The sequence below is a fragment of the Pseudomonas caspiana genome (assembly GCF_040224095.2).
In the GTDB taxonomy this organism is placed as follows: Bacteria; Pseudomonadota; Gammaproteobacteria; order Pseudomonadales; family Pseudomonadaceae; genus Aquipseudomonas; species Aquipseudomonas caspiana.
This window is the reverse complement of the sequence record NZ_CP167995.1, coordinates 3,283,886-3,309,502: the sequence shown is the minus strand read 5'-3', so window position 1 is coordinate 3,309,502 and position 25,617 is coordinate 3,283,886. Positions and strand designations below refer to the sequence as shown.

The 25,617-nt window shown below is 58.1% G+C and carries 18 protein-coding genes; 8 read left to right on the top strand and 10 right to left on the bottom strand.

Features of this window, described 5'->3' with window-relative positions; all coding sequences use genetic code 11:
* Together ABRP31_RS15165 and ABRP31_RS15160 are read left to right on the top strand one after the other, a co-directional pair.
* Window positions 1-1,416, top strand: coding sequence for a DNA polymerase Y family protein (locus ABRP31_RS15165; protein ID WP_349969118.1), 1,416 nt, complete (start codon window positions 1-3; stop codon window positions 1,414-1,416).
* The gene (locus ABRP31_RS15160) at window positions 1,413-4,511 is read left to right on the top strand and encodes an error-prone DNA polymerase (RefSeq protein ID WP_349969116.1); all 3,099 of its coding nucleotides are present in this window, start codon (window positions 1,413-1,415) and stop codon (window positions 4,509-4,511) included. Before ABRP31_RS15165 ends, ABRP31_RS15160 begins: the two co-directional genes overlap by 4 nt.
* 146 nt (window positions 4,512-4,657) lie before the next feature.
* Here the strand turns inward: ABRP31_RS15160 and ABRP31_RS15155 are convergent, their stop codons facing one another.
* Window positions 4,658-5,095, bottom strand: coding sequence for a response regulator (locus ABRP31_RS15155; protein WP_349969114.1), 438 nt, complete (start codon window positions 5,093-5,095; stop codon window positions 4,658-4,660).
* 523 nt (window positions 5,096-5,618) lie between these two features.
* Between ABRP31_RS15155 and ABRP31_RS15150 the strand changes: the two genes are divergently transcribed.
* Window positions 5,619-6,518 (top strand): polysaccharide deacetylase family protein, encoded by a 900-nt coding sequence (locus ABRP31_RS15150; protein ID WP_349969113.1) that lies wholly within the window; start codon window positions 5,619-5,621, stop codon window positions 6,516-6,518.
* A gap of 93 nt (window positions 6,519-6,611) precedes the next feature.
* Here ABRP31_RS15150 and ABRP31_RS15145 read toward each other — a convergent pair whose 3' ends face one another.
* Window positions 6,612-7,700, bottom strand: a complete 1,089-nt coding sequence (locus ABRP31_RS15145) for an NADH:flavin oxidoreductase/NADH oxidase (protein ID WP_349969112.1) — start codon at window positions 7,698-7,700, stop codon at window positions 6,612-6,614.
* Between the two features lie 85 nt (window positions 7,701-7,785).
* Between ABRP31_RS15145 and ABRP31_RS15140 the strand changes: the two genes are divergently transcribed.
* Window positions 7,786-8,088: a helix-turn-helix transcriptional regulator gene (locus tag ABRP31_RS15140; protein ID WP_087264167.1), complete on the top strand. Its 303-nt coding sequence runs from the start codon at window positions 7,786-7,788 to the stop codon at window positions 8,086-8,088.
* A 46-nt stretch (window positions 8,089-8,134) separates the two neighbouring features.
* Window positions 8,135-8,422, top strand: coding sequence for a DUF1883 domain-containing protein (locus tag ABRP31_RS15135; protein WP_349969110.1), 288 nt, complete (start codon window positions 8,135-8,137; stop codon window positions 8,420-8,422).
* Between the two features lie 196 nt (window positions 8,423-8,618).
* Here ABRP31_RS15135 and ABRP31_RS15130 read toward each other — a convergent pair whose 3' ends face one another.
* The 6 genes from ABRP31_RS15130 to ABRP31_RS15105 form a co-directional block, all read right to left on the bottom strand.
* Window positions 8,619-9,836: a M20/M25/M40 family metallo-hydrolase gene (locus ABRP31_RS15130; protein WP_349969108.1), complete on the bottom strand. Its 1,218-nt coding sequence runs from the start codon at window positions 9,834-9,836 to the stop codon at window positions 8,619-8,621.
* Entirely contained in the window at window positions 9,826-11,460 is a 1,635-nt protein-coding gene (locus ABRP31_RS15125) for an ABC transporter ATP-binding protein (RefSeq protein WP_349969105.1), read from the bottom strand. Before ABRP31_RS15125 ends, ABRP31_RS15130 begins: the two co-directional genes overlap by 11 nt.
* Entirely contained in the window at window positions 11,457-12,290 is an 834-nt protein-coding gene (locus ABRP31_RS15120) for an ABC transporter permease (protein ID WP_087264173.1), read from the bottom strand. The genes ABRP31_RS15125 and ABRP31_RS15120 overlap by 4 nt, the downstream gene beginning before the upstream one ends.
* Window positions 12,283-13,230, bottom strand: a complete 948-nt coding sequence (locus ABRP31_RS15115) for an ABC transporter permease (RefSeq protein WP_349969103.1) — start codon at window positions 13,228-13,230, stop codon at window positions 12,283-12,285. The genes ABRP31_RS15120 and ABRP31_RS15115 overlap by 8 nt, the downstream gene beginning before the upstream one ends.
* A 15-nt stretch (window positions 13,231-13,245) precedes the next feature.
* A complete protein-coding gene (locus ABRP31_RS15110; RefSeq protein ID WP_349969102.1) occupies window positions 13,246-14,817 on the bottom strand; it encodes an ABC transporter substrate-binding protein in 1,572 nt (523 codons plus the stop codon).
* A 94-nt stretch (window positions 14,818-14,911) separates the two neighbouring features.
* Window positions 14,912-16,204 (bottom strand): M20/M25/M40 family metallo-hydrolase, encoded by a 1,293-nt coding sequence (locus ABRP31_RS15105; protein ID WP_349969101.1) that lies wholly within the window; start codon window positions 16,202-16,204, stop codon window positions 14,912-14,914.
* Between the two features lie 70 nt (window positions 16,205-16,274).
* Here ABRP31_RS15105 and ABRP31_RS15100 point away from each other — a divergent pair, with 70 nt between their 5' ends.
* Entirely contained in the window at window positions 16,275-17,045 is a 771-nt protein-coding gene (locus ABRP31_RS15100; protein ID WP_087264179.1) for a GntR family transcriptional regulator, read from the top strand.
* A 170-nt stretch (window positions 17,046-17,215) separates the two neighbouring features.
* On the opposite strand, the gene ABRP31_RS15095 is transcribed toward ABRP31_RS15100, so the two are convergent.
* Window positions 17,216-18,145 carry a LysR family transcriptional regulator gene (locus tag ABRP31_RS15095; protein ID WP_087264181.1) on the bottom strand — a complete coding sequence of 310 codons (930 nt, stop codon included), beginning with the start codon at window positions 18,143-18,145 and terminating at the stop codon, window positions 17,216-17,218.
* A 171-nt stretch (window positions 18,146-18,316) separates the two neighbouring features.
* Between ABRP31_RS15095 and ABRP31_RS15090 the strand changes: the two genes are divergently transcribed.
* Window positions 18,317-19,540, top strand: a complete 1,224-nt coding sequence (locus ABRP31_RS15090) for an acyl-CoA dehydrogenase (protein ID WP_087264183.1) — start codon at window positions 18,317-18,319, stop codon at window positions 19,538-19,540.
* A 283-nt stretch (window positions 19,541-19,823) separates the two neighbouring features.
* Entirely contained in the window at window positions 19,824-20,999 is a 1,176-nt protein-coding gene (locus ABRP31_RS15085; RefSeq protein WP_349973837.1) for an IS481 family transposase, read from the top strand.
* A 755-nt stretch (window positions 21,000-21,754) separates the two neighbouring features.
* Here ABRP31_RS15085 and metH read toward each other — a convergent pair.
* The gene (metH, locus tag ABRP31_RS15080) at window positions 21,755-25,462 is read right to left on the bottom strand and encodes a methionine synthase (protein WP_349972837.1); all 3,708 of its coding nucleotides are present in this window, start codon (window positions 25,460-25,462) and stop codon (window positions 21,755-21,757) included.
* Between the last annotated feature and the right edge of the window lie 155 nt (window positions 25,463-25,617).

Below are 25,617 nucleotides of genomic sequence, written 5' to 3'. Positions count from 1 at the left end.
ATGCTGTGGGCCTGTGTCCTGCTGCCACAAATGGCACTGGACGGCGTCATGCGCCGTCGCGCTGAACCCGACGCACCATTAGCGTTGCTGAGTGGCACTGCGCAGCGGCGTATTCTGCAAGCGGTAAACCCTGCTGCCAGGGCGCTGGGCTTGCGTCCAGGTCAATCCCTGACCAGTGCGCAGGTATTGGTCAAGGAGTTTGCCACGGTCGAACATGACCCGGCCGAAACCGAGCGTTTGCACCGATTGCTCGCTGCATGGGCCTACTGCTTCAGTTCCCAGGTCAGCCTCAAGTACCCAAGGGTATTGCTGATGGAAATCGAGTCCAGCCTGGGCCTGTTTGGTCCATGGCCGGTGTTCGAAGCGCGGCTGCGTCAGGAGCTGACCGCGCTGGGTTTCAGTCATCGCATCGTCGTTGCCCCCAACCCTGTCGCAGCACGGATGCTGGCCAACGCTCATGATGGTCTGGCCGTCACCTGCCCCCGAGAGTTGCGCCACAAGCTGGAGCAACTGCCTGTGGATCGGGCCGGATTGAGCCGGGACACCGCTACAGCGCTGTCCCGCATGGGCTTGCGTAACCTGCGTCAGGTTCTTGGTTTACCACGCGACACCTTGGCCCGGCGCTTTCCGGCGCAGGTGCTGCATCACCTCGATAACCTGCTGGGCGAGCGTCCGGTTGCTCTGGAATGTTATGTACCGCCGGACTATTTCGATGTACGCATCGAGCTGAATTTCGATGTCGAGTCTCATCAGGCGCTGCTGTTCCCGCTCAAACGTCTTATCGCAGATCTGGCGGCGTTTCTGGCCGGCCGCGACAGCGGTGTGCAGCGTTTTGGCCTGTATCTGGAGCATAACGACGGGCCAGACAGCGTTGTGCCTGTCGGGTTACTCAGTGCCGAACGCGAAGCAGGCATGTTGTTTGAGCTGGCCAGAGGCCGACTTGAGCAGATTCAGGTGACATCACCCGTCAAGGCCGTGCGTTTGTTGGCGCGGGATCTGCCAGCTTTTGTTCCGGCACATCGGGAGCTGTTCGACGAGCGTCCACAGCAGGCCTTGCCCTGGGAGCAATTGCGCGAACGCTTGCGGGCGCGTCTTGGTGATGATTCAGTCAGCGCTTTGCAGATGCACGCTGACCATCGTCCTGAATGCGCCTGGCAGCGCGATGTGGTGGCCAAGACCCGATCCAGCGCGCCGGGTGTCCCAAGGCCTGGCTGGTTATTACCAGAGCCACAGCCTGTTCAGGGCGTAGGTACACGGATTCTTGCCGGACCTGAACGGATTGAGTCGGGGTGGTGGGACGGTGGCGATGTTCGTCGCGATTATTACTTGATCGAGACCCGAACCGGGCAGCGTGGCTGGGCTTATCGCCCCGTGGGTGAGCAAGGTGAGCTATTGCTCCATGGCTGGTTTGCATGAGCGATCACTATGCCGAATTGCACTGCCTGTCGAACTTCAGCTTTCAGCGTGGCGCATCCAGTGCCCTTGAGCTGTTCGAGCGTGCCAAAGCCCACGGTTATTCCGCGCTGGCGATCACTGACGAATGCACCCTGGCGGGAATCGTCCGCGCCTGGCAAGCCGCTAAAAAAACCGAAGTGGCATTGATCGTCGGCAGCGAAATACAGATCGCTGACGGCCCCAAGGTAGTTCTGCTGGTAGAGAATTTGCAGGGCTATCAGGCGCTGTGCCAATTGATAACCGTGGCCCGGCGTAGAGCCAAAAAGGGTCAGTATCAACTCTTTCGTAGCGATTTGAGCCTGCCGTTACCGGGATTGATGACGTTGTGGATCCCGGACACTGACCTGCCTGGCAGTGTCCTGCTAGAGCAGGGCCGATGGCTTGCGGGCCATTTTGTCGAGGCGTTGTGGCTGGCTGTCGAGCTGCATTGCGGCCCCGATGATCAGCAGCGCCTGGATAAACTTCTGGAGCTGGCGAGCACTCTGCATATTTCCGCCGTAGCCAGCGGCGACGTCCACATGCATGCCCGCGGACGGCGAGCCTTGCAGGACACTATGACTGCCATTCGCCAGCACACAACAGTCGCCGAAGCAGGTCATCACCTGTTTCCCAATGGCGAGCGGCATTTGCGCTCGCCCAGTGCATTGGCTGCGCTGTACCCCGAAGCATTGCTGGCTGAAACCGCACGGATTGCCCGTCGCTGCTGTTTTGACCTGAGCCAGTTGCGCTATGAATACCCCCACGAGCTTGTGCCGCCAGCGCATACGTCCACTTCGTGGTTACGAGAAAAAACCGAAGAAGGTGTGCGCAGGCGTTGGCCACTCGGACCTGCGCCAGAGACAAGGGCACAGATCGAAAAGGAACTGCGCCTGATCAGCGAAATGAAATTCGACAGCTATTTCCTGACGGTCCATGACATCGTCACATTTGCTCGCAGCCGCGACATCCTTTGTCAGGGGCGTGGCTCGGCGGCCAACTCGGTGGTGTGCTTTGCGCTGGGCATCACTGAACTGAACCCGGAAAAAAGCAACCTGCTGTTCGAGCGCTTCATCTCGAAGGAGCGTAACGAACCGCCGGATATTGACGTGGACTTCGAACACGAGCGCCGCGAGGAGGTTTTGCAGTATGTGTTTCAACGCTATGGCCGGGGCAGGGCCGCGCTGACGGCTGTAGCGAGCACTTATCACGGCACAGGCGCGGTGCGCGATGTCGCCAGAGTACTGGGCCTGCCACCTGATCAGATCAATGCCCTGGCCGATTGCTTCAGCAGTTGGAGTGATGAGTTGCCGTCGGCGGAGCGCCTGCGTGAAAGCGGTTTCGATCCGCAAACGCCGATTCTTCACCGGGTGCTGACACTGACCCGAGAGCTGATCGGCTTTCCCCGGCACCTGTCGCAGCACCCCGGTGGCTTTGTGATCTCCGAGCACCCGCTCAACACGCTGGTGCCGGTTGAAAACGCAGCCATGGCTGATCGAACCATCATTCAGTGGGACAAGGACGATCTGGACGCGGTTGGTTTACTCAAGGTCGACATTCTGGCGCTGGGCATGCTCAGCGCGTTACGTCGGACTTTCGATCTGGTCAGCCGCTATAGGGGAGATAAATGGACTCTGGCCACACTGCCAGCTGATGATCCGGCCACTTACGAAATGATTGGTCGTGCCGACACCATCGGGGTTTTTCAGATTGAATCCCGGGCGCAGATGGCCATGCTGCCGCGCATGAAACCCAAAGAGTTTTACGATCTGGTGATCGAAGTCGCCATTGTTCGTCCGGGGCCGATTCAGGGCGATATGGTTCATCCTTATCTGCGCAGGCGTAATGGCGAAGAGGAAGTGACCTATTCGCCCAGGCTGGAGAAAGTATTCAAACGTACCCTGGGCGTACCTTTGTTTCAGGAGCAGGTCATGGAGGTGGCAATCATTGCCGCCGACTACTCACCGGGAGAAGCGGACGAGTTGCGTCGCTCCATGGCCGCCTGGAAGCGTCACGGCGGGTTGGAGCCACATCGGGTGCGTCTGGCCGAACGAATGACCGCCAATGGTTACGAGCCTGCCTTCATTCAGCGCATCTTTGAGCAGATCAAGGGCTTTGGCAGCTACGGGTTTCCGGAGTCTCATGCGGCCAGTTTCGCCTTGTTGACTTACGCCAGTTGCTGGCTCAAATGCCATGAGCCAGCGGCGTTTGCCTGCGCATTGATCAACAGTTGGCCCATGGGCTTCTACAGCCCGGATCAAATCCTGCAGGACGCCCGTCGCCACCACATCGAAATCCGCCCCGTAGATGTGCGTTATAGCGATTGGGATTGCTCCCTTGAGCCTGTCGAGCATAGCGATCGTAATCGCTCACTGGCGTTGCGGATGGGACTGCGCATGGTTCGGGGATTTCGTGAAGACGATGGTCGACGTATCGAAATGGCGCGCGCCCGCAGTGCGTTGCGCGATGCCAGCGATTTGAGCCAGCGCGCCGGTCTGGACGGACGAGCGTTAGAGCAACTGGCTGATGCAGGAGCGCTGCGCGGCCTGATTGGACATCGGCATCGGGCCCGCTGGGAGGTGGCCGGTGTTGAGGCGCAGCGGCCATTGTTTGGACCTGAGCACGCGACTGAGGAAACTCAAGTGGCACTGCCGTTGCCGACGGTGGCGCAAGACTTGATGGCTGATTACGCCATGACCGGTACTACGCTAGGGCCGCACCCGTTGGCGATGTTGCGGCGACAACTGGCTGCCAAACGGTTTCGCAGTTCAAAAGACTTGCTCGAACTTGAGCATGGCCGGACCCTTAGTGTGGCTGGGCTGGTGGTCGGTCGTCAGCGTCCAGGTACGGCCAGCGGCGTTACTTTCGTAACACTTGAGGACGAGTTCGGGATGGTCAACGTGGTGGTCTGGCGTGACCTTGCCGAGCGTCAGCGCAAAGTGCTGGTGGGATCACAACTGCTTCAGGTGTTTGGTCGTCTGGAATCACAAGGGGGTGTGCGTCATTTGATTGCTCAACGCATGTATGACCTGACGCCTTTGTTGACCGGGCTGGATGTACGTAGTCGGGATTTTAGATAAACCATCAGATAAACCATCTGCCAGCCAGTCGGCTTGTTGAACCCAGAGCCAAAGTGCTCAGTGGCTGACAGATGATTTAACGTCGGGTAACTGCCCTTAAGGTTTCAGATCGAAAAGGCAGTTCGGGAATTCCAGGCAACGTTTTTTCAGCGAATTTCGCTGGCGGGTACGCTTAACGGCGCTTTACTCGCACTGAGGGTGTCGTTGACACCATCGAGCAACTGGGAAATGGTCCAGGGTTTAGCGATAAACAAAACATCGGTAGGCAACTGGTCGCTACCGGGTGTTCCATGACCTGACATGACCACAATGGGAATAGCCCATTTTGTTGCAACCAGATTGGCCAATGCGATGCCATCCATGCTGCCGGGCATGCGTACGTCAGTCAGCAGCAGCGAAACATCACCCGCATGCTGTTCCAGGTACTCAACTGCCTGATCGGCATTTTCCACAGACTCAGTCCTGAAGCCGCCCTCGAACTCCAGAATTTCCTGCACAAAGTCCCGGATCATCGGTTCGTCTTCGACGATCAAGATCAGATCCTGGTTTTGCGAGGACTCCCCGTACTGCGGTGATTGAGTCATTTTTCCTTTCCTCAGCCTCATACATTAAAAATCGGGAAGCACTGCAACGTGGATCCATTTTGTTGCTCCCCGATATCTGAACAAATCAAACCCGAAAAAATTCATTTTTTTATAAAAAACGACGAGTTGCAGATAATCGGCTTATTTATCCCTGCTGCAAGTACGGAAAATACCCGTTCAAACCCGACTGGCAGCGAAGTTATCACGATTGGAATGGATCATAGTCAGTTAATAAGAATGCAGCGGATCGAGCTGTGAACTGGATCTGATTCAGGCCCTGCCGGGCTTGGACGATACCGGTGGCAGGCGAGGGCGGTGAGCACGAGAGCATCAATATCTACACAGCCAAATGGCCGGCGTATACACTTGGTTGCTTTCGCATCATCCGGCACATCCAGGCAAAAAGACTTGGGTGGACTGGCTGTTGCCTTCTTCGCCAGACCGCTCACGATCTGCTTCGCAATGGTGCCTGAAGAGACTCTGCGCCATACCTTGCGGCTGTAATCCGGAAAAACCACGGCAAATGAGAAGTATCTGTATCGTTTTAACCGGACTGACCCTTTCGGCGGTTCTGGCGGGGTGTATTTCGGCGCCTATCCCCCTGAGTCAGCAAACTTCGGAACGATTGGACCAGCAACCACCTGTGCGCTTTGTTGTGACCTTTGACGATGGTCCGAGCGCTTCCAGCCTGGCCAACCCGACACTGCAAGTGCTGCATAGCCTCGCGCAGAATCCCGTGCAAAACGATATCAAAGCGATCTTCTTCGTTCAGACCGGTGTTTCGCGCGCGGGCAACAGCGATCGGGGGCGCAGGATCATGCGTCGCGAAAGCGCCGCAGGGCATATTCTGGGCTTTCACTCGGGGACCGCTGGCCATACCAACCACCGCTCGTTAAGCCCCGAAGTACTGGAGCAATCCTTACAGGAAGGTAGCGCGATCATTGCCTCAACTATGGGGAGCGCGCCAACCTTACTTCGTCCGCCATTCTGGAACTACGATCAGCGTACATTTGCTGCTTACCAGCGCCATGGTCTGCACGTGCTGCTGACCGATATCAGCGCCAATGACGGCAAGATCTGGGGTTTCAATGCCAGCCCGCGCCGACGTGCTCATATGCTTAGGGAAATGTCCGAAGTGCGCGAGCGAATTGCTGCCGGCGAATTTGCGGCGGTAGATGGTGCCATCCCGATTGTGGTGACGTTTCACGACTTGAATCGCTACACCGCGCGGCATACTCGGGAATATCTGCAGATACTGCTGGACAGCGCCCAGGCAACCGGTCTGAAAGTCGCTCCCAAGGCGTTTTATGACGACCGCGCTGAATTACAACGCGCCGCCATGTCACGAACGGTGCCCAGCAGTGCGGTGGCCGTGCACTTGCCGGGACTGTGGGGATGGGTCTGGGACAACGACTCCAGATAAACCACGTACAGCGACAAGCAGCTTTTGAGAAAGCAGAAAGGCGACACCGGGTCGCCTTTCTGCTTTTCGCTTGATAATCGGCGCAGCTAACGCTTAGTAGCGCTCAAGCCAGTGAGCGTACGGCGCTGGCAATGTCCAGGATGCCCGATCAACACCCAGTTCTTTAGCGGCAAAATAGGCCCAGTGCGGGTTGGCCAGGTGAGCCTTGCCGACCATCACAAGATCCAGCTGACCATCCTTGACCGCCTGCTCGGCGACCCCCGGGAACCCAAAGCCCCATGCGGATGAAACCGGAATGTCGGCTTCGCGACGTACACGCTCGACGATAGGCCCCATGAACGCCGGAGCCCAAGGGATTTGCGCCTCGACAATGCTGAAGCCAATGCTGACGCTCAACATATCCAGACCTGCGGCCTTGAACTGACGAGTCAATTCAATGGACTCCACCAGCGTCTGCTCGTCGCGGCCATCAAATTCCAGTACGCCGAAACGCGCAGTCAGTGGCAGATGCTCTGGCCAGACTTCGCGTACGGCAGCGAGGGTTTCCAGCAGGAAACGGCTGCGGTTTTCAAAGCTGCCGCCGTAGGCGTCTTCGCGATGGTTGGAGTGCTCGGAGAAGAACGATTGAGCCAGATAGCCATGTGCGAAGTGCAGTTCCAGCCACTCAAAACCGGCATCCCGCGCCCGGCGGGCCGCAGCGACGAAGTCCTCGCGAACACGGGCGATGTCGTCCAGGGTCATGGCCGTTGGCTGCTTCGGCAAGTGAGCGCCAAAGGCAATGGCGGAGGGGGCGATGGTCTGCCAGCCGCGTGCATCATCAGCGGCGATATGATCGTCACCCTCCCATGGCCTGTTGGCACTGGCCTTGCGACCGGCGTGCGCAATCTGAATGCCAGGTACCGAACCTGCTGCCTTAATGGCCTTCACGACAGGCACAAACGCCTGCGCCAATTCATCGTTCCAGATACCGGTGCAACCCGGAGTGATCCGGCCCTCGGGCGAAACCGCAGTAGCTTCGACGATAACCAGACCTGCACCGCCGCGGGCCATGGCTGCCAGATGAACCTGATGCCATTCGTTAATCAGGCCATCGACAGCGGTGTATTGGCACATGGGCGGAACCGCAATTCGATTACGCAGCGTGATGTCTTTCAGGGTGTACGGTTGGAATAAAGCAGACATTGAACAGGCCTCGGGATGATGTTTCGTTTGTTCGATACTATTCGAACAATAGCTGTCTGGTAAACCCCCGTGTATGATTCGCCCCATGCGTCCATTCAAACATCCCCCTGCCAGCGACTTCGAACTCGAGCGCGTGTTTCATGCCTTGAGCGATCCGGTCCGTCTGGAGATTGTCCGTCATCTGGGCAGCGTGCCTCAGGCCACGTGTGGCGAGCTTGACGGCGGAAGACCCAAGTCGAGCATGTCCCATCATTTTCGGGTGCTGCGTGATGCAGGTCTGGTCATGACCCAGAACGTAGGCACCACGCACATGAACTCGCTGCGAACCGATGACCTGGACAGTCGATTTCCGGGGCTGATGGCCGCGATCCTTGCCCAAAAGGCTTGAAGCTTTCAACGACAGAAAGGCCTGACCCACCTGGCCGGAGCGGTAAATGAAATTCATACACCAGCGTGAACACCTCAATGAAGACGATATCGTGGTCATTCAGGCTTCGCAGACCTGCAACATTCGCCTGATGAGCGATGCAAACTTCCGCAGTTTCAAGAACGGCGGACGGCATACCTATCACGGCGGAGCGTTCGATACGTTTCCAGCCAAAATTACTGTACCGAGCAGTGGTTACTGGAACATCACCCTCGATATCGTCACGCGCCGAGCCATCAGCGTGACACGCAAACCGACACTGACGCACTCGATCAAGATTATTCGCAGGTCTTGATACTGCTGCCTGCGGAATCAGACCTGTAGGAGCTGCCGAAGGCTGCGATCGCGGTGTGTCAGGCTAAATGCTTCGCAGCCTTCGGCAGCTCCTACAGAAAATGTTGGCGTCCTTGCCGTCTGGTTATGAATTCTTGTGCGTGAATTCACTGTCATTAGATGCAGCGTTATTCAAAACAGGGCAATTCGAAGCAGAGCTATTCGGCGACCTCACAAATGCTGAGGATGGCCAGAATGTAGACGCGCACCATGTCCAGGTAATCGCTAATGTGTACGCGTTCGTCCGGCATGGTGTTGAACTTGCCACCGGGGCCGCAGACCACGCCTTGCATGCCCAGACGCTGATAAAAATGCGCCGCGTCGGTACCGAAATAGGCGGGCGGGGTGATGATCCCGGTGGGTTGCGGTTCACCTCGCACCTGTTGGTAGGCCTCATTGACGGCCTTGACGATCAACGAGTCGTGGGACACTTCGAACGGCGGCATCAGCGGTTGGTTGTCACTGTCATTGATCAGCGTGGCCTGCAACCCCGGAAATTGCTCGCAGAGCTGATCCAGCAGGCGCTGCAAATCAGCCAGTACCGACTCTACGGTCTGGCCCGGGGTGTAGCGCGCCGAACCGCGCAAACGCAAGAAGTCTGCGACTTGCGGAGGACGCCATTCTTCGAGGTCGCGGCCAAGGGCGCCGCGCACCACGCCGATATGCCCGCGGTTGACCTTTTCATGTTCCGGCGAGCGGGCTCCGCTAAAGGTGATGCCGTTGATCTGCGGGATCAATTGCACCGCAGCGGTGATCACGTCCACGGCTTCTTCACGCTTGGACAGGTGACGGGTGTCGCCGGTCAGCTCAATGACAAACATCAAAGAGCCCACATGCAGGGTCACGGCCTGCAAGTCGGTGGGCTCGGAGTTGATGAAGTAGTCCGCCTTGACGCCTTGATCGATGGCCGCAATGGTCCCGATGCCGCCCTGCAGTTCACCCACCACATAAGTGAGGATGACATCGCCCTTGAGCTTGATACCGGCATCGATCAAGGTTTTCAGCGCACAGAAATAGGCCGCATCGCCGGCCTTCATGTTGGACACGCCAATACCGTAGATGAACTCGTCATCAATCTTTCCGGCCCAAGGGTCCACGGTCCAGCCCTCGGTCACCGGGTTGGTGTCCAAGTGCCCGTTGAACAGCAGGCTATGGCCGCCGCCTTGTCCCTTCAGGGTTCCGATCGCATTCAGGCGCTCGCCTGGAACCGGCATCAGTTCGGCGTGCAGACCCAGCTCCTGCATTTGCCCCGCCATGTATTCGGCCAGTTGCCGTTCTTCGGGGGTGGCGCTGTAGCTTTTGTGTTGCACCATGCGCGCCAGAAAATCCAGGCAGTACGCCTCGTCAATGCGGTCGAGTAGCGCTTCAGGCGTCATGCTGGGGCTCCAATTCATTCAAAGGCTGCGGCACTGCGTCGAGCAGGGCGCGGGTATAGGGGTGAGTGGCCTGCGCGGCCATATCCACGGCGGGCAGAATTTCCAGCAAGTCGCCGCGGTACATCACGGCGATGCGATGGGCGATCTGCCGGATCAGGTTGAGGTCATGAGTAATGAACAGGTACGCGGTGCCGTGCTGGCGGCGCAGCTCCAGGAGCAGTTCGATCACCGTGGCCTGCACCGAGACGTCCAGCGCGGCGGTTATTTCGTCGCAAATCACCAGTTCCGGGCGGGCGGCGAAGGCACGCGCAATGGCCACACGTTGCTTTTGTCCGCCCGACAACTCGTGAGGGTGGCGGCTGGCAAAGTCTTCGGGCAGACGCACTTCACGAAGGAGTCGGGCAATGGCCTGAGCCTCCGTTTCGCCGTCGCTCAGGCCGTACAGGCGCAATGGTCGCGAAAGGATCTGACCGATGGTCTGGCGTGGGTTCAGCGACGCATCCGGGTGCTGAAAGATAATCTGCACTTTGCGTCGGTAATCGCGATCCATTTGCGCCGGGCCGGAAATCGGTTTGCCGTCGAAATACACAGCGCCGGTGAACGGCGTTAAACCGGTCAGGGCCTTGGCCAGGGTCGATTTACCCGAGCCGGACTCGCCGATGATGCCGAGAATTTCACCGCGCGCCATGTTCAGGTTCATATCGCGAGCACCCATTGAGGGCACTGACTTGCGCCGCAGCAGGCTGTCGAGCATGCCGGGCCGACCATAACGAACGTTGAGGTCGCTGACTTGCAGCAGCGGGGCGCCCATGGCTTTCTGTTCATCCAGCAGACGCTTGTCTGCGGCTGGTACGGCGGCCACCAGACGTTGCGTGTAAGGATCACTTGGGGCGCTGAAAATACGCCCGCCACTTGCCTGCTCGACGATGCGTCCCTGATTGAGGACGCAAACCCGGTCCGCGACTCGCGACACCAAAGCCAGATCATGGGAGATATAAAGAGAAGCAACGCCCGTTTCTTCGCGCAGGCGGCGGAACAACTGCAGGATCTGCGCGGAGCTGATCACGTCAAGGGCCGTGGTCGGCTCATCGAAAATCAGACACTGGGGGCGACACGCGAAGGCTGTCGCAATCAGCACGCGTTGCTTCTCACCACCGGACGCTTCGTGAGGGAAGCGCTTCATCATGGCGGCCGGGTCTTTGAGGTCGACATCGGCCAGCAATTGCTCGCCCAAGGCCCAGGCCTCGCGATAGCCCAGGTTTCGGTGTCGGGTTAGCACTTCGACCACTTGCTCGCCAAGGCTGAGCGTCGGGTTGAGCGAGGCGCTCGGGTCTTGAAAAATCATCCCCAAACGTCCGCCACGCAGCTTTTCTACCTCACGTTGAGGCATCTGCAGCAGGTTCTCGCCCTGTAGGCTGATGCTGCCGCCAAGCTCCCTAGCGTTGCCAGCCAGATACCGCATGATCGCCCAGCCAAGGGTGGTCTTGCCTGAACCGGACTCACCGACCAGACCGACGACTTCGCCTGCCGCGACGCTGAAATCAATATTTTGCAGAACATGCAGGGCGCCCGTGGACAATTGATAGTCGAGGCTGTAATCAGCCACTTGCAAGACGGTACTCATGAGCGCTGCCCCTTGGGATTAAGGGCATCGCGCAAGCCATCGCCCAACAGATTGAAACCGATCGCAATGATCGCGATCGCCAGGCCTGGCATCAGCATCATCCACGGTGCCTGGAAGAAATAGCGGCGGGCTTCGGCAACCATCAGGCCCCATTCCGGCTGCGGTGGTTGCGCGCCAAGGCCGAGGAAGCTGAGGGTGGCGAACAGCATGATGGCGAAGGCCACGCGGATGGTTGCTTCGACGATGATCGGCGCCACGATATTGGGCAGCATTTCCCGCACGACGATGTAGCCAGTGGATTCACCACGGGCAATCGCCGCATTGACGTAGTCCTGACGGCGAGCAGCGAGGGCCACGCTACGAGCGATACGCGCCATGCCGGGCACGAAGGCAATGGTGATCGCCAGTACCGCGTTGAAGTCGCTTCTGCCCAGCGTGCTGACAATCAACAGTGCAAACAACAGGGTGGGGATCGACATCACTGCATCCAGCGTACGCATCAGTGCTTCGTCGATACGCCCGCCGAGGTAGCCGCTGACGGTGCCTAGCAATGCACCGATGAGCATGGCCATGACGGTGGCGAAAACAGACAGCGAAATCGTCGCCCGTGCGCCAATCAGCAAGCGACTGAAGATGTCTCGGCCCAACTGGTCGGTACCCAGCCAATGCACCAGACTGGGGGCTTTGTAGCGGGCAAGGATTGAAATGGCTTCCGGGTCGAACGGTGCCAGAGCCGGTCCTGCGACGACCAGTACCACGGCCAACAACAGGATCAGACTGCCGAGCAAGCCTTGCGGCGTGGTTAGCAGCCGGTAAAAAACATTACGCATATTGAATTCGCCGGTCGAGATAGGCATAGGTCAGGTCAGCCACGAAGTTGACCAGGCAATAGGTAGCAGCAAGGATCAACACGCCGCCCTGAATAGCCGGCAAGTCGCGGGCGGCAACGGCCACCAGCAGCTCGCGGCCAATACCGGGAATGTTGAAAATCTCTTCAACCACCACGATGCCGCCCAGCAGATAGCCTACGTCCAGAGCGACGATGGTGATCGTCGGCAGCAAGCCATTGCGCAGTGCGTGCCGCAGTAACACCCGCCGCCGGGTCAGGCCTTTGAGACGTGCCGCGCGTATATAGTCGGTTTCCAGGACGTCGACCATCTCCGAGCGCACCATGCGCGAGACATGGGCAACCATGATCATCGACACCGTTAGCGTCGGCAGGATCAAGTGGCGAATACTCTCGCCAACGTTGTCACCCAGTGGCACGTAACCGGTCGCTGGCAGTAATTGCCAGACATCGGCAAACAGCAGGATCAGTAATGTGGCGGTGACGAATTCCGGCAACGAAACGCCGATATACGACAACACGCCGATGATCAGGTCCACCGGGCGACCGCGACGTACAGCGGCGATGATCCCCAAAGGGATTGCCACCGCCAGCATCAACAGCAGCGAGCAGCCTGCCAGCAACAATGAGCGTCCCAGCGCATCGACCAGCGAGCCGAGCACGGGCTGGCCATTGCGCATTGACACACCCAGATCGCCTTGCAGGACCGCCATCATCCAGCGGCCGAATTGCAGCCACGCGGGTTGATCCAGACCGAGTCTGGCGCGCAGTGCAGCCAAGGCTTCGGGCGTGGCGCTCTGGCCGAGCAACGTCACCGCGGCATCTGCCGGGAGTATCTGCGTGATGGCAAAGACCAGCAGTGAAACGATCAGCAAGGTGTACACGACCAACAGCAAACGCTTGGTCAGATAAGCAGCAGTCACGGGTTTATCCTCGGTTCATCCACGCTTGGGAGCGCTATCGTCCAGCCAGGCCTGATCGAGACGGAATACCGCGCCGCGCGGGTGCAGTTGATAGCCTTGAACGTACTTGCGTTGAGCTGCCAATACATCGAAGAACGTCGGAATCAGCGACGGCACCTGCTCGTGCATCAGCTTCTGCGCGGTGGCATACAGCGCTGCGCGTTTGACCGGGTCGTCAGTACCGCGGGCAGCCGCCACTGCAGCGTCGAATTCGGCGTTGTTCCAGCGAGTTTCGTTCCAGGCCGCGTCTGACGTGTACAACAGCGAGAACAACGCATCGGCTGAAGGCTGCATGTTGTAGAAGCCGACGTAGAAGTTGCCTTTCTTCCAGACCTGATCCAGATAAGTACTGTTGGCCATGGTTGCGACGTTGATATTGAAGCCCGCTGGCCTGGCCATTTCGCGCACGGTAATCCCCAGTTGGGTGCGCGTGGAGGGTTTGTCCGAGGCCACAAGGGTGATGTCCAGACCGTTGGGGTAACCGGCATCGGCCAGCAGTTTTTTCGCTTTTTCAATATTCGCTTCGCGCAGTGGGATATCCGCGTGGTAGCGGTAAGCGGCATTGAGCGGGGTGTCGTTACCGGGTGTGCCGAAGCCTTCAGCCACAAAGTCCACGAGCGCTGCGCGGTCGACGCACAGAGAAAGCGCCTGACGCACGCGCACGTCATTAAAGGGCGGCTGATCGCACGCCATGTTGATATTCAGGAACTGACCAGAGGCGACGCGCAGGCCTTCGACGCCGTTCGCTTCACTGAGACGGTTGAACTCGGTGGCTTGCGCAGAAAGCATCAGGTCGATATCGCCAGAGATCAATGCCGAGCCTTCCGAGGATGGATCGGGATAAACACGGATTTCTACGCGGTCCAGGTGCGGACGCTGCGGGTCATAGAAGTGCTCGTTCCGGGCAACCACCACCATGCGCTCCGGCTCGAACGACACCAGTTTGAACGGGCCTGTGCCGATTGCTTCGCGGGACAGACGCGCCAGATCGCCCTGAACGATGGCTGCCGGGACGATCTTGGCGTCCGGGTAAGCCAGGCTTACCGGCAAGTCGGCGTAAGGCGCGTTGGTGGTGAGCTTGACCCGCAGGTCATCGAGTGCTTCGACTTTTTGAATCGGACCGATGTTACGCAGGCCGGGCGAAGCTGTTTTAGGATCGAGGATCGCTTGCAGGCTGGCGGCGACATCCTTGGCGGTGCAAGCGCTACCGTCGTGGAATAGCACATTGCTGCGCAAGGTAAAGGTCCACTCGGTGAGGTCGTCGCTTTGGGTCCAGGATTCTGCCAGATCGGGTTCAGCCTGCATGTCCGGGCTCAGGCGGGTCAGACCGTTATAAAGCAGCTCGCTGAGTAGATACTCGGGGTTGATCCGCGCCAGTAGCGGGTTGAGCATGCCGACCGCCTGGTCGACGCTGATGCGCAACGTGCCACCCTTGCGCGCTGCCGCAGCAGCCCAGAGTGTGCCGGAAAACGGCAGCATGGCGGCACCGGTGACGATGGCGGAGGTGGTCAGGAAACGACGGCGGTTGAGCCTGAAAACTGTATTCATGGCAATACTTCACTTAGCGATGAGTGGGCGTAGGGCAGCCAGGTAAAACAACGCCGATAACCAGTCTTGATGCCAGTCTTCGGGCTTACGGTCCTTAAGAATCCGAGTGTTCAGCCGGGCAGGACGGGGTGAAGTCGGCTGCCAGGTAAGCGAGGATAGATTGCGCCAGGGCGACCAGGTCGCTGCGCGTGGTGTATTCGTCGGCGGCATGGATTCGGCTTTCCGGACGAATCAGCCCGCCGAGGAGAATTTCCTGTATGCCAGCTTGCTGCACCCAGCCCATGTCCGAGCTGCTCGATGAGCCATAACATTGAAATTGTTCCGGGGTGAAGCCAAAGCCGACTCCCAGCGCCGCCTGCCAGCGTGGCCAGTGCGGACCGGTGGGATCGGCCACTGGCGCGAGATGGCCGATCACTTCGTGTTCGACGGACAACGCTTGGGTATCCGCCATCGCGCGATGGATGCAATTTTGCAGCTCAGCCATGACCTGTTCGAATGGCTCTTGCGGCGCGTAGCGACGATTGATCAGGATCTCGAACTGTGCCGGGACGGTTGAGCCTTTGCTGCCACCGTGGGCGGCGGCCAGGGTCATGCGGGAAATCAGCGGGGCCCCGTTGTAGTGCGGCGGTGCGGGCATTGGCCAGGCGCGCAGTTGTACTTCGTGCTTGAGGCTGTGCAGTGCGTTAAGCAGCGGCAGGCTCTGTTCAATGGCGTTGATCGCATTGACCGGCTCACCCGAATGCGACGATCGCCCTTTGACCGTAATTTTCAGGTCGATACTGCCAAAGCAGCCGGCCCATACCCGTGGTGCCGCGCCGCCGTTGAAGCTGAGGATATGACCTTCTACCAATTGCTGTTCAGCCAGATACCGTATGCCGGGGTAAAGTCCGCCTTCTTCGTCAGTGCACAGCAGCAGCGCCGGGCAATAGCGCAACGGCAGGTTGAAGCGTTGTACTGCGCGCAGTGCGGCCAGGGTGGAGGCGATGCTGCCTTTCATGTCGGCGGTACCGCGTCCGACCAGCTTGCCTTCGACTTCGGTCAGTTGCAGCGGTGGCTGTGTCCAGCCGTCACCCGGCGGAACAGTGTCGACGTGGAAGTACAGGCTGCAGACTTCCAGATCGCCAGGCTGGCGGGCGATGAGATTGACGCGGTCGCCATGCGCCTCACCGCTGCGGGTTTGCCAAAGCGCCTCAGGCACGGTGACCCGTTGAGTGTTCAGGCCCAATGGAGTAACCAATTCATCCATGAGGTCGGCAAACGCACCGTAGCCTGCCCCCGGAGGAAAACAGGTGTCCACGGCGATCATTCGTTGCAGATCATCAACTAGCGAATCATGATCCGCCTCGATCGACTTGAGTGCCTGATTCAACGCCGCCTTCGTCGTCATTTTTTGCTCTCGATGTATTTCTATATAGTTTATAGTTAAGTATCCACGCACGGCCCGTCAAGGAAAAAGGATGACAGATAGCAATTCGCCGCCCGCAGCAGGGAATTTCTCGCGGCTGAGCGAGAATGACAGCGCGCCTTTATATGAGGTGGTCAAACGGCACATCTCTGAAGCGATCCTCCTCGGCGAGTGGAGCAGCGGCACCGTGATACCCAGCGAGAATGCATTGGCAGCTGACTTTGGTGTTTCGGTCGGCACAATCCGCCGCGCGTTGGCCGAGCTGGTGTCAGAGGGCATGCTGATGCGTCGGCGCAAGACCGGCACCGTGGTGACTGGCTGGGCGCCGTTGCACAACCTGCGTTATTTCTTCCAGTACTTCCGTTTGCATAACAAGGAAGGATCGCTGCTGAAGTCGCGCACAGTGCTGCTGGATTACCAGCTGGGGGAGGCGAATGCGAAGGATGCCGAGAAGCTGTTGATCGAAGAGGGCAGCCCGGTCTATCGCTTGCATCGTTTGCGCAGCATCGATGGCGTGCCCGCGATGCACGAGCAATTCACGATCGTGGCAAGCAAAGTGCCGGATTTCCCCGGACCGGAAGAGCTGCCGGAACTGCTCTACCGCTACCTGTTGGAGCAATACGGTCTGCGTGTCGCCGCAGTGCGGGAACAGCTGACGGCGGGTCTGGCGAATGACGAGGATTGCCGATTGCTGGAGCTGACAGCGCCGCATGCGGTGATGATCATTGATGCGGTGTCATTCGATCAGGCTGCCACGCCGGTGATGATGACCCACCAGCGCGCGAGCACCGAGCATTTCATGTACGTCAATGAAATTCGTTAGGAGAGCCTGGGCTGTCTTACGGCGAACAATGACCGCGTAGGTGTTGCCAAAGGCTGCGATAGCGGTATGTGAGGATGAACGCTTCGCAGCCTTCGGCAGCTCCTACAGAAAATGCGTTCCAATTCAGATGTGCGTTGCTGATAAACGCGGCCGGTGAATGCCTTTGATCTTCAAGCGATTTCGAGCTTTTGTTCATGCGCAGTGACCTGCTGGCACAGCTCGATAATCTGCTCTCGCATCCAGCGATTGGCCGGATCCTGATCGGTGCTTTCATGCCAGTACAGATGCGTTTCCACGGGGGGAACGTCGTTTACCGGCAGCTGGAAGTAGCGCAGGTCGTGACGTTTGGCGAACCGCTCCGGGACGGTCATGACCATATCAGTCTGTTGCAGTACCTGGGAGGCCATCAGGTAATGCTGCGAGCGCAGGGCAACCTTGCGCTGGATTCCCATTTTGCCTAGCGCCAGATCCACATAACCCAGTCCACTTCGACGACTGGAAATATGAATGTGCGACAGCGACAGGTAATCATCCAGCTTGAAAGCGTCTTTGGTTGCCAGCGGATGACCCTTGCGCATGGCGCAGACGTATTTGTCCGCCATCAGCTTGACGTGGCGTACCTGCGGGTCGGTATTGAGCGGGGCATCCACGGCAAAATCCAGACGCCCGGCCGCCAGCTCCTTGGTCATCTCGCGACGTTTCGACAGAAAACTCTCAATGGTGACCTGGGGCGCCTGGCGACGCAGGCGCTGAAACAGCGCGGGCAGGATCACCGCTTCGGTGAGGTCAGTCATGCTGATCCGGTAATTTTTCACCGCCTGTAAAGGCGTGAAAATCCGGCTTTCCTGTACCGAGACCCTTAATAGAGACAGCGCATTTCGCACCGGTCCGATGATGTTCTGGGCCATCGGCGTGGGCACCATGCCTTGGGCGGTGCGCACGAACAGAGGATCGTTGAAGGTTTCCCGCAGTCGGGCCAGTGCGTTGGAGACCGCAGGCTGGGTGATACCGACGATTTGTCCGGCGCGAGTCAGATTGGCTTCGGTGTAGATCGCGTCGAAGACAATGAAAAGGTTGAGATCGACCTTGCTCAGGTTCATTCCGTGCGCCTCTTGTACTGTTCTTGTTTTGTCGCTTCCGTGGCGGAGCGTAGCCCGATCATATATCGGTTATGAATGTTTATACACGCTGAGAATAGGTTAGATAAATGTTGGGGGTAGGCCTAGCATCGTCACATGACCTTACAAACCTCATTCAGAAGGTAGCTGCTCATGGATTTTGCTTACTCCCCAAAGGTTCAGGAATTGCGCGAGCGCGTCACGGCGTTCATGGATAGCTACGTTTATCCTGCTGAACCGGTGTTCGAGCGGCAAGTGGCCGAGGGGGATCGCTGGCAGCCCACCGCGATTATGGAAGAGCTCAAAGCCAGGGCCAAAGCCGAAGGCTTGTGGAACCTGTTTCTGCCGGAGTCCGATCTGGGTGCTGGCCTGAGCAACCTGGAATACGCGCCGCTGGCGGAAATCATGGGCCGCTCGTTACTGGGGCCCGAGCCATTCAATTGCTCGGCACCTGACACCGGCAACATGGAAGTCCTGGTCCGCTATGCCAGTGAGGAACAGAAAAAACAGTGGCTTGAGCCATTGCTGCGTGGGGAGATCCGCTCAGCCTTTGCGATGACCGAACCTGATGTTGCCTCGTCGGATGCCACCAATATGGCTGCTCGGGCCGAGCGTCAGGGTGATGAATGGGTCATCAACGGGCGCAAATGGTGGACGTCGGGTGCCTGCGATCCGCGCTGCAAGATTCTGATCTTCATGGGCCTGAGCAATCCCGATGGGCCGCGTCATGAACAGCATTCGATGATTCTCGTACCGACAGACACACCCGGGCTGAAAATTGTTCGTCCGTTGCCGGTGTTCGGCTATGACGATGCGCCTCATGGGCACGCCGAAGTTGTCTTCGAAAATGTGCGGGTGCCTTATGAGAACGTGCTGCTCGGGGAAGGGCGTGGCTTTGAAATCGCCCAAGGGCGGCTAGGGCCGGGACGCATTCACCATTGCATGCGTTCGATCGGAATGGCTGAGCGAGCGCTGGAATTGATGTGCAAACGTGCGATCAGCCGCGAGGCATTCGGGCGACCGCTGGCACGGTTGGGGGGGAACGTCGACAAGATTGCCGATTCCCGGATGGAGATCGACATGGCACGCCTGCTCACATTGAAGGCGGCCTACATGATGGACACGGTGGGTAACAAGGTCGCAAAAAGCGAAATCGCCCAGATCAAAGTCGTCGCGCCTAACGTGGCATTGAAGGTCATTGATCGCGCGATTCAGATTCACGGTGGTGCAGGGGTGTCCAACGATTTCCCGCTGGCGTACATGTACGCCATGCAGCGCACACTACGCCTGGCCGACGGCCCGGATGAAGTACACCGGGCGGCGATTGGCAAGTTCGAGATCGGCAAGTACGTACCGAAAGACATGTTGCGGGGCTGAGCTGTCTATGAGTTAGAACGCGGTCTAACTGTGGGAGCGGTGCTTCCCCCGCGATAAGCATAGGTATGTAAACAACTTTCATGCCGCAATTCTTGTGTACATATCCGTTACCGCTGTCACTGCTGATATTGGTTGCGCTTTTACAGCGCCTCACTTTTGAAAGGAGCCCAAAAGTAAGCAAAAGGCTCATGCCGGTATGACTCACCCACATGGGTTAAAAATCAGTTCACGCACATAGGTAACAGTTTTTAACTGGCAGGGTCGATTTCGCGAGGATCTGACCATGCCCTGGAAAGAGCTGAAACCTATGGACCTTAAAGTGATGTTTATCGCCGACTACCTGTCCCAGAAGCACAGCCTTAGCCAACTGTGCCGGGACTATGAGGTCAGCCGAAAGACTGGGTATAAGTGGATCAGGCGTTACGAGGCAGAGGGTCCGAGCGGGCTTGATGAACATAGCCGCTGCCGCCACAACCAAACCTACGTGGTGCCCTTGGTGGTGAAGCAGGCAATCGTTGAGTTTCGCTTAATTGGCGAGACGATCCCCGGCCCGAAGAAGATTCAGAACAGCCTCATGCAGCGTTTCCCAGACCAGGATCCGCCCTCTAAAACGACCATTTACAACATTCTCAAAGCAGCTGATTTGATTACCCCCAAGCCATTGCGCCGACGGGTGGCTGTGTATCCCAAGCCTTTACGTAAGGCAGAAAATCCCAACCAGTTATTCAGTGCTGACTACAAGGGCCAATACCTGACCGGAGCAGGGATTTGGTGTTATCCGCTGACGATCATGGATCATGCCAGCCGGTTTTTGCTGGCTTGCCAGAGCATGAGCAGCACCAATCTCAAGGAAACACAGCAAACCTTCGAAAGGGTTTTTCGCGAATACGGCCTGCCAGAGCGTATTCGTACTGACAATGGGATTCCGTTTGCCAGCACCAGTCGTGCAGGGCTGTCACAGCTGTCGATCTGGTGGATGAGACTTGGGATCATTCCTGAGCGAATCGAGCCCGGTCGCCCAGACCAGAATGGGCGGCATGAGCGTATGCACCGGACGCTGAAAAGTACGTTACCTCATCCATCGGCAATTGCCTGGGAGGCCCAGCAGCGCCACTTTGATCGCTTCCTGCAGCACTACAATTACGAGCGTGGACACGAGGCGCTTGGTCAGAAAACGCCTGCTGCTTGCTATACGCCTTCAACTCGAATGTACCCAGAAACGCTACCGGAAATGACCTATGCGAGTCATATTGAGAGTTACCTGGCCGACAGTAGCGGAATCATCAATCGAGGAGGCATGCGGGTTTATGTGGGCAATTTACTTTGTCATCAGACCATCGGAATGGAGATGATCGGTGATGGGGTATGGAATGTAATCTTCGGTCCGGTGATCTTGGGCCATGTGAATGCGAGAGATGCAAAAAACGGTTATGTCTCAATCAAAGTGTCACCTATGTGAATGCACTTTTTTGTAACCCATGTGGTTGATCCGTACATGCCCCACCACTGGGTGCCTCGCCTAGGCTCGGGATGCCCGCCCGCAGATCCAGAACCGTGGGCTGCCGCAACGGGCCATCCATGGCCCAATGCGGCTAACCCGGCGTCCTGCCGGGTTACCCACGCTTCAGAATCTGCGTCCGGCCTGCGTGGTTTAACGGGGCGCCTGAGATCAAAATCAAAAGCAGCGGTTTCACCGCGGAACGGTAGGAGCGAACTTGTTCGCGAGACCTCACCACAACCAACGCATTCGACATCTGACACACCGCGTTGCAGCCTTCGGCAGCTCCTACTGAACGCCTGAAAGCTCACACAACCAAGTCGGCTGTCAGGCCGCCGCGCTTTTGATTTTGATCTTAAGCGCCCCGTTAAACCACGCCGGCCGGAATCCGATATTGCTGTGTGGGGCAAACCGGCAGGGATGCCGGTTTAGCCGCCTCAGGCCATGGATGGCCGGTGGCGGCGGCCCCACGCAGCAATGTCGGATTCCGGGTATGCCGAGCGACAGCGAGGCACCTAGTGGTGGGGTAAGAGCGTTTTGCTTACTTTTGCGCCCCAAAAGTGAGGCGCCGTAAGGGCGCAACCAATATCAGCCGTGACAGCGGTTACGGATATGTACACAAGAATTGCGACATGAAAGTTGTGTACATCGCTTATCGCGGGCAAGCCCAGCTCCCACAGGACTGCATTATCAGTTCAATCCCTGAGGATTACTGCTCACTCCTCATACCCCAGATTCGGCGCCAGCCAGCGCTCGGTTACGCTCAGGTCCTGACCTTTGCGCGCGGTGTAGCTTTCGACCTGATCCTTGTCGACCTTGCCCACTGCGAAGTACTGCGCCTGCGGGTGGGCGAAGTACCAGCCGCTGACCGCCGCTGCCGGGAACATGGCGTAGTGTTCGGTGAGGAACACGCCGCTTTTGCCCGGCTTGCCGTCCGGCATCGGGTCCAGCAGTTCGAACAGGGTGCCTTTCTCGGTGTGATCCGGGCAGGCTGGATAGCCGGGAGCAGGGCGTATGCCTGCGTATTGCTCTTTGATCAGCGCATCGTTGTCCAGTTGCTCATCCTTGGCATAACCCCAGTGTTCTTTACGCACTTGCTGGTGCAGCCACTCGGCGCAGGCTTCGGCGAGGCGATCGGCAAGGGCTTTGACCATGATTGCGTTGTAGTCATCGCCCGCATCCTGATAGGCCTTGGACACTTCTTCAGCGCCAATGCCCGCGGTGGTGATGAAGCCGCCCACGTAATCAGTGATGCCGCTGTCTTTCGGCGCAACGAAGTCAGCCAGCGAGAAGTTCGGCTTGCCGTCGGTCTTGATGATCTGCTGACGCAAGTGATGCAGTTTCGCCAATGGCTGGCCGTCGTCGCCGTAGACTTCCAGGTCGTCATCATTCACTTGGTTGGCCGGCCAGAAGCCAAACACGGCGCGGGCGCTGATGAGTTTTTCGTCGATCAGCTTGCGCAGCATTTGCTGGGCATCGGCGAACAATGACGTGGCTGCTTCGCCGACCACTTCGTCAGTCAGGATGCGTGGGTACTTGCCTGCCAGATCCCAGGAAATGAAGAACGGCGTCCAGTCGATGTATTCGGCCAGCACGTCCAGATCGATATTTTCCAGCACCTTGGCACCGGTAAACGTCGGCTTCACCGGATTGTAAGCCGCCCAGTCAAACTGCGGCTTCTTGGCCACTGCGGCGCCGTAGCTCAGGCGCTCGGTGCGGGCGCTGCGAGCCGAAGTGCGCTCGCGAACTTCGACGTACTCGAGACGGGTTTTCTCGATAAAGGCCGGTTTCAGCTCTTTGGACAGCAGTTGCGTTGCCACGCCGACAGCACGAGAGGCGTCCGTCACGTAGACCACGGCATCGTTGCTGTACTTGGGCTCTATCTTCACCGCCGTATGCGCTTTGGAGGTGGTCGCGCCGCCGATCATCAGAGGCAGGTGGAAGTCCTGACGCTGCATTTCCCGGGCAACATGAACCATTTCATCCAGCGACGGAGTAATCAGGCCCGACAGGCCAATGATGTCGCACTTCTGTTCTTTGGCAACTTGCAGGATTTTCTCTGCTGGGACCATCACGCCCAGGTCGACGATGTCGTAGCCGTTACAGCCCAGCACCACGCCCACGATGTTCTTGCCGATGTCGTGCACGTCGCCCTTCACCGTAGCCATGAGGATCTTGCCCTTGGCTTCCGGCTTGTCACCTTTTTCCAGCTCGATGAACGGAATCAGGTGGGCAACTGCTTGCTTCATTACGCGGGCGGACTTGACCACCTGCGGCAGGAACATTTTCCCCGAACCGAACAAGTCACCGACGATGTTCATGCCGGACATCAGCGGGCCTTCGATCACCTCGATCGGGCGGGCGAAGGACTGACGGGACTCCTCGGTGTCCTCAACGATGTGCGTCGTGATGCCTTTGACCAGCGCGTGTTCCAGGCGCTTGTTCACCGGCCAGCCGCGCCACTCTTCGGTTTCCGCTTCTTTAACGCTGCCATCGCCCTTGAACTTGTCGGCAATGGCCAGCAAAGCATCGGTACCATCTTCGGTGCGATTGAGTACGACGTCTTCAACACAGTCGCGCAACTCGGCCGGGATCTGGTCGTAGATCTCCAGTTGCCCGGCGTTGACGATACCCATGCTCAAGCCGTTGCGGATCGCATGCAGCAAAAACACCGAGTGAATCGCTTCGCGTACCGGGTTGTTGCCCCGGAACGAGAACGACACGTTGGACACGCCGCCTGATGTCAGTGCATAGGGCAGTTCATCGCGGATGTAGGCACAGGCATTGATGAAATCGACTGCGTAGTTGTTGTGCTCTTCAATGCCGGTGGCAATGGCGAAGATGTTCGGGTCGAAGATGATGTCTTCCGGCGGGAAGCCAACTTCATTGACCAGAATGTCGTAGGAGCGTTTGCAGATTTCTTTCTTGCGCGCTTCGGTATCGGCCTGACCGGCTTCGTCGAACGCCATGACCACAACCGCAGCACCGTAGCGCTTGCACAGCCTGGCGTGGTGAATGAACTGCTCGACGCCTTCCTTCATGCTGATGGAGTTGACGATGCCTTTGCCCTGGATGCACTTGAGGCCGGCTTCGATCACTTCCCACTTGGAGGAGTCGATCATGATCGGCACCCGGGAAATGTCCGGTTCACCGGCGATCAGGTTGAGGAAGGTCACCATGGCCTTCTTCGAATCCAGCATGCCTTCGTCCATGTTGATGTCGATCACCTGGGCACCGGCTTCGACCTGCTGCAAGGCGACTTCCAGGGCTTCGGTGTAGTTATCTTCACGGATCAGGCGGGCAAAGCGGGCGGAACCGGTAATGTTGGTCCGCTCGCCGACGTTGACGAACAGCGAGTTGCGATCGATGGTGAACGGCTCAAGACCGGACAGGCGACAGGCTTTCGGGATGTCCGGGATTTGTCGCGGCGCATAACCGGCGACGGCTTCGGCGATAGCCTTGATGTGCCCCGGTGTTGTACCGCAGCAGCCGCCGACAATGTTCAGGAAGCCGCTTTGGGCGAATTCTTCAATGATTTTTGCTGTCTGGCTTGGCAGTTCGTCGTATTCGCCAAACTCATTGGGCAGGCCCGCGTTAGGGTGCGCGGATACATAAGTACTGGCCTTGTTCGACAGCTCTTGCAGGTAAGGGCGCAGATCGCTGGCGCCCAGCGCGCAGTTCAAGCCCACCGAGATCGGTTTTGCGTGGGCTACCGAGTTCCAGAACGCTTCAGTGGTTTGCCCGGACAGGGTACGTCCGGAGGCATCGGTGATGGTCCCGGAAATCATGATCGGCAATTCGAAGCCGGTTTCTTCGAAGACGCCCTGCACGGCAAAGATCGCGGCCTTGGCATTAAGGGTGTCGAAGATGGTTTCGATCAGGATCAGGTCCGCGCCGCCTTCGATCAGACCGCGGGTCGCCTCGGTGTAGTTTTCCACCAGTTCATCGAACGTGACGTTGCGATAGCCTGGGTTGTTGACGTCCGGGGACAGCGAACAGGTCCGGCTGGTCGGGCCGAGGACACCCGCTACGAAGCGCGGCTTGTCCGGAGTCTCCAGAGTCTTGGCATCGGCGACTTTACGCGCCAGTCGTGCGCCTTCGACGTTCAGCTCGTAAACGATCTCTTCCATGCCGTAGTCGGCCTGGGAAACCTGGGTGGCGTTGAACGTGTTGGTCTCGAGAATATCGGCACCGGCGTCCAGATAGGCCTTTTCGATAGCGCCGATCACATCCGGGCGCGTCAGCACCAGCAGGTCATTGTTGCCCTTGACGTCGCTTGGCCAGTCGGCAAAACGCTTGCCGCGATAGTCTTCTTCCTCAAGGCGATAGCTCTGGATCATGGTGCCCATGCCACCGTCAAGGATCAGGATCCTCTGCTGAAGAGCTTGCTGGAGAGCATGAAGACGGGCGGTGCGATCAGACATAGGGCTACCTGGAAAAGATCGATACAGAAAGGTCGAAATGATAGCAAACCCGAACGGTTTTGGTGTTGATAACACTTTGGTATGAATATCGCTCATGTTGGCGTGCGATATCCTCTGTAGAATTGCTGCGTTTTTTTACCTTTCTCGACCTTTTG

Excerpts from the sequence above, each read along its gene's own strand:
- ABRP31_RS15165 (WP_349969118.1), top strand. The coding sequence starts at position 1 with ATGCTGTGGGCCTGTGTCCTGCTGCCACAAATGGCACTGGACGGCGTC.
- ABRP31_RS15160 (WP_349969116.1), top strand. The coding sequence starts at position 1,413 with ATGAGCGATCACTATGCCGAATTGCACTGCCTGTCGAACTTCAGCTTT.
- ABRP31_RS15155 (WP_349969114.1), bottom strand. The coding sequence starts at position 5,095 with ATGACTCAATCACCGCAGTACGGGGAGTCCTCGCAAAACCAGGATCTG.
- ABRP31_RS15150 (WP_349969113.1), top strand. The coding sequence starts at position 5,619 with ATGAGAAGTATCTGTATCGTTTTAACCGGACTGACCCTTTCGGCGGTT.
- ABRP31_RS15145 (WP_349969112.1), bottom strand. The coding sequence starts at position 7,700 with ATGTCTGCTTTATTCCAACCGTACACCCTGAAAGACATCACGCTGCGT.
- ABRP31_RS15140 (WP_087264167.1), top strand. The coding sequence starts at position 7,786 with ATGCGTCCATTCAAACATCCCCCTGCCAGCGACTTCGAACTCGAGCGC.
- ABRP31_RS15135 (WP_349969110.1), top strand. The coding sequence starts at position 8,135 with ATGAAATTCATACACCAGCGTGAACACCTCAATGAAGACGATATCGTG.
- ABRP31_RS15130 (WP_349969108.1), bottom strand. The coding sequence starts at position 9,836 with ATGACGCCTGAAGCGCTACTCGACCGCATTGACGAGGCGTACTGCCTG.
- ABRP31_RS15125 (WP_349969105.1), bottom strand. The coding sequence starts at position 11,460 with ATGAGTACCGTCTTGCAAGTGGCTGATTACAGCCTCGACTATCAATTG.
- ABRP31_RS15120 (WP_087264173.1), bottom strand. The coding sequence starts at position 12,290 with ATGCGTAATGTTTTTTACCGGCTGCTAACCACGCCGCAAGGCTTGCTC.
- ABRP31_RS15110 (WP_349969102.1), bottom strand. The coding sequence starts at position 14,817 with ATGAATACAGTTTTCAGGCTCAACCGCCGTCGTTTCCTGACCACCTCC.
- ABRP31_RS15105 (WP_349969101.1), bottom strand. The coding sequence starts at position 16,204 with ATGACGACGAAGGCGGCGTTGAATCAGGCACTCAAGTCGATCGAGGCG.
- ABRP31_RS15100 (WP_087264179.1), top strand. The coding sequence starts at position 16,275 with ATGACAGATAGCAATTCGCCGCCCGCAGCAGGGAATTTCTCGCGGCTG.
- ABRP31_RS15095 (WP_087264181.1), bottom strand. The coding sequence starts at position 18,145 with ATGAACCTGAGCAAGGTCGATCTCAACCTTTTCATTGTCTTCGACGCG.
- ABRP31_RS15090 (WP_087264183.1), top strand. The coding sequence starts at position 18,317 with ATGGATTTTGCTTACTCCCCAAAGGTTCAGGAATTGCGCGAGCGCGTC.
- ABRP31_RS15085 (WP_349973837.1), top strand. The coding sequence starts at position 19,824 with ATGCCCTGGAAAGAGCTGAAACCTATGGACCTTAAAGTGATGTTTATC.
- metH (WP_349972837.1), bottom strand. The coding sequence starts at position 25,462 with ATGTCTGATCGCACCGCCCGTCTTCATGCTCTCCAGCAAGCTCTTCAG.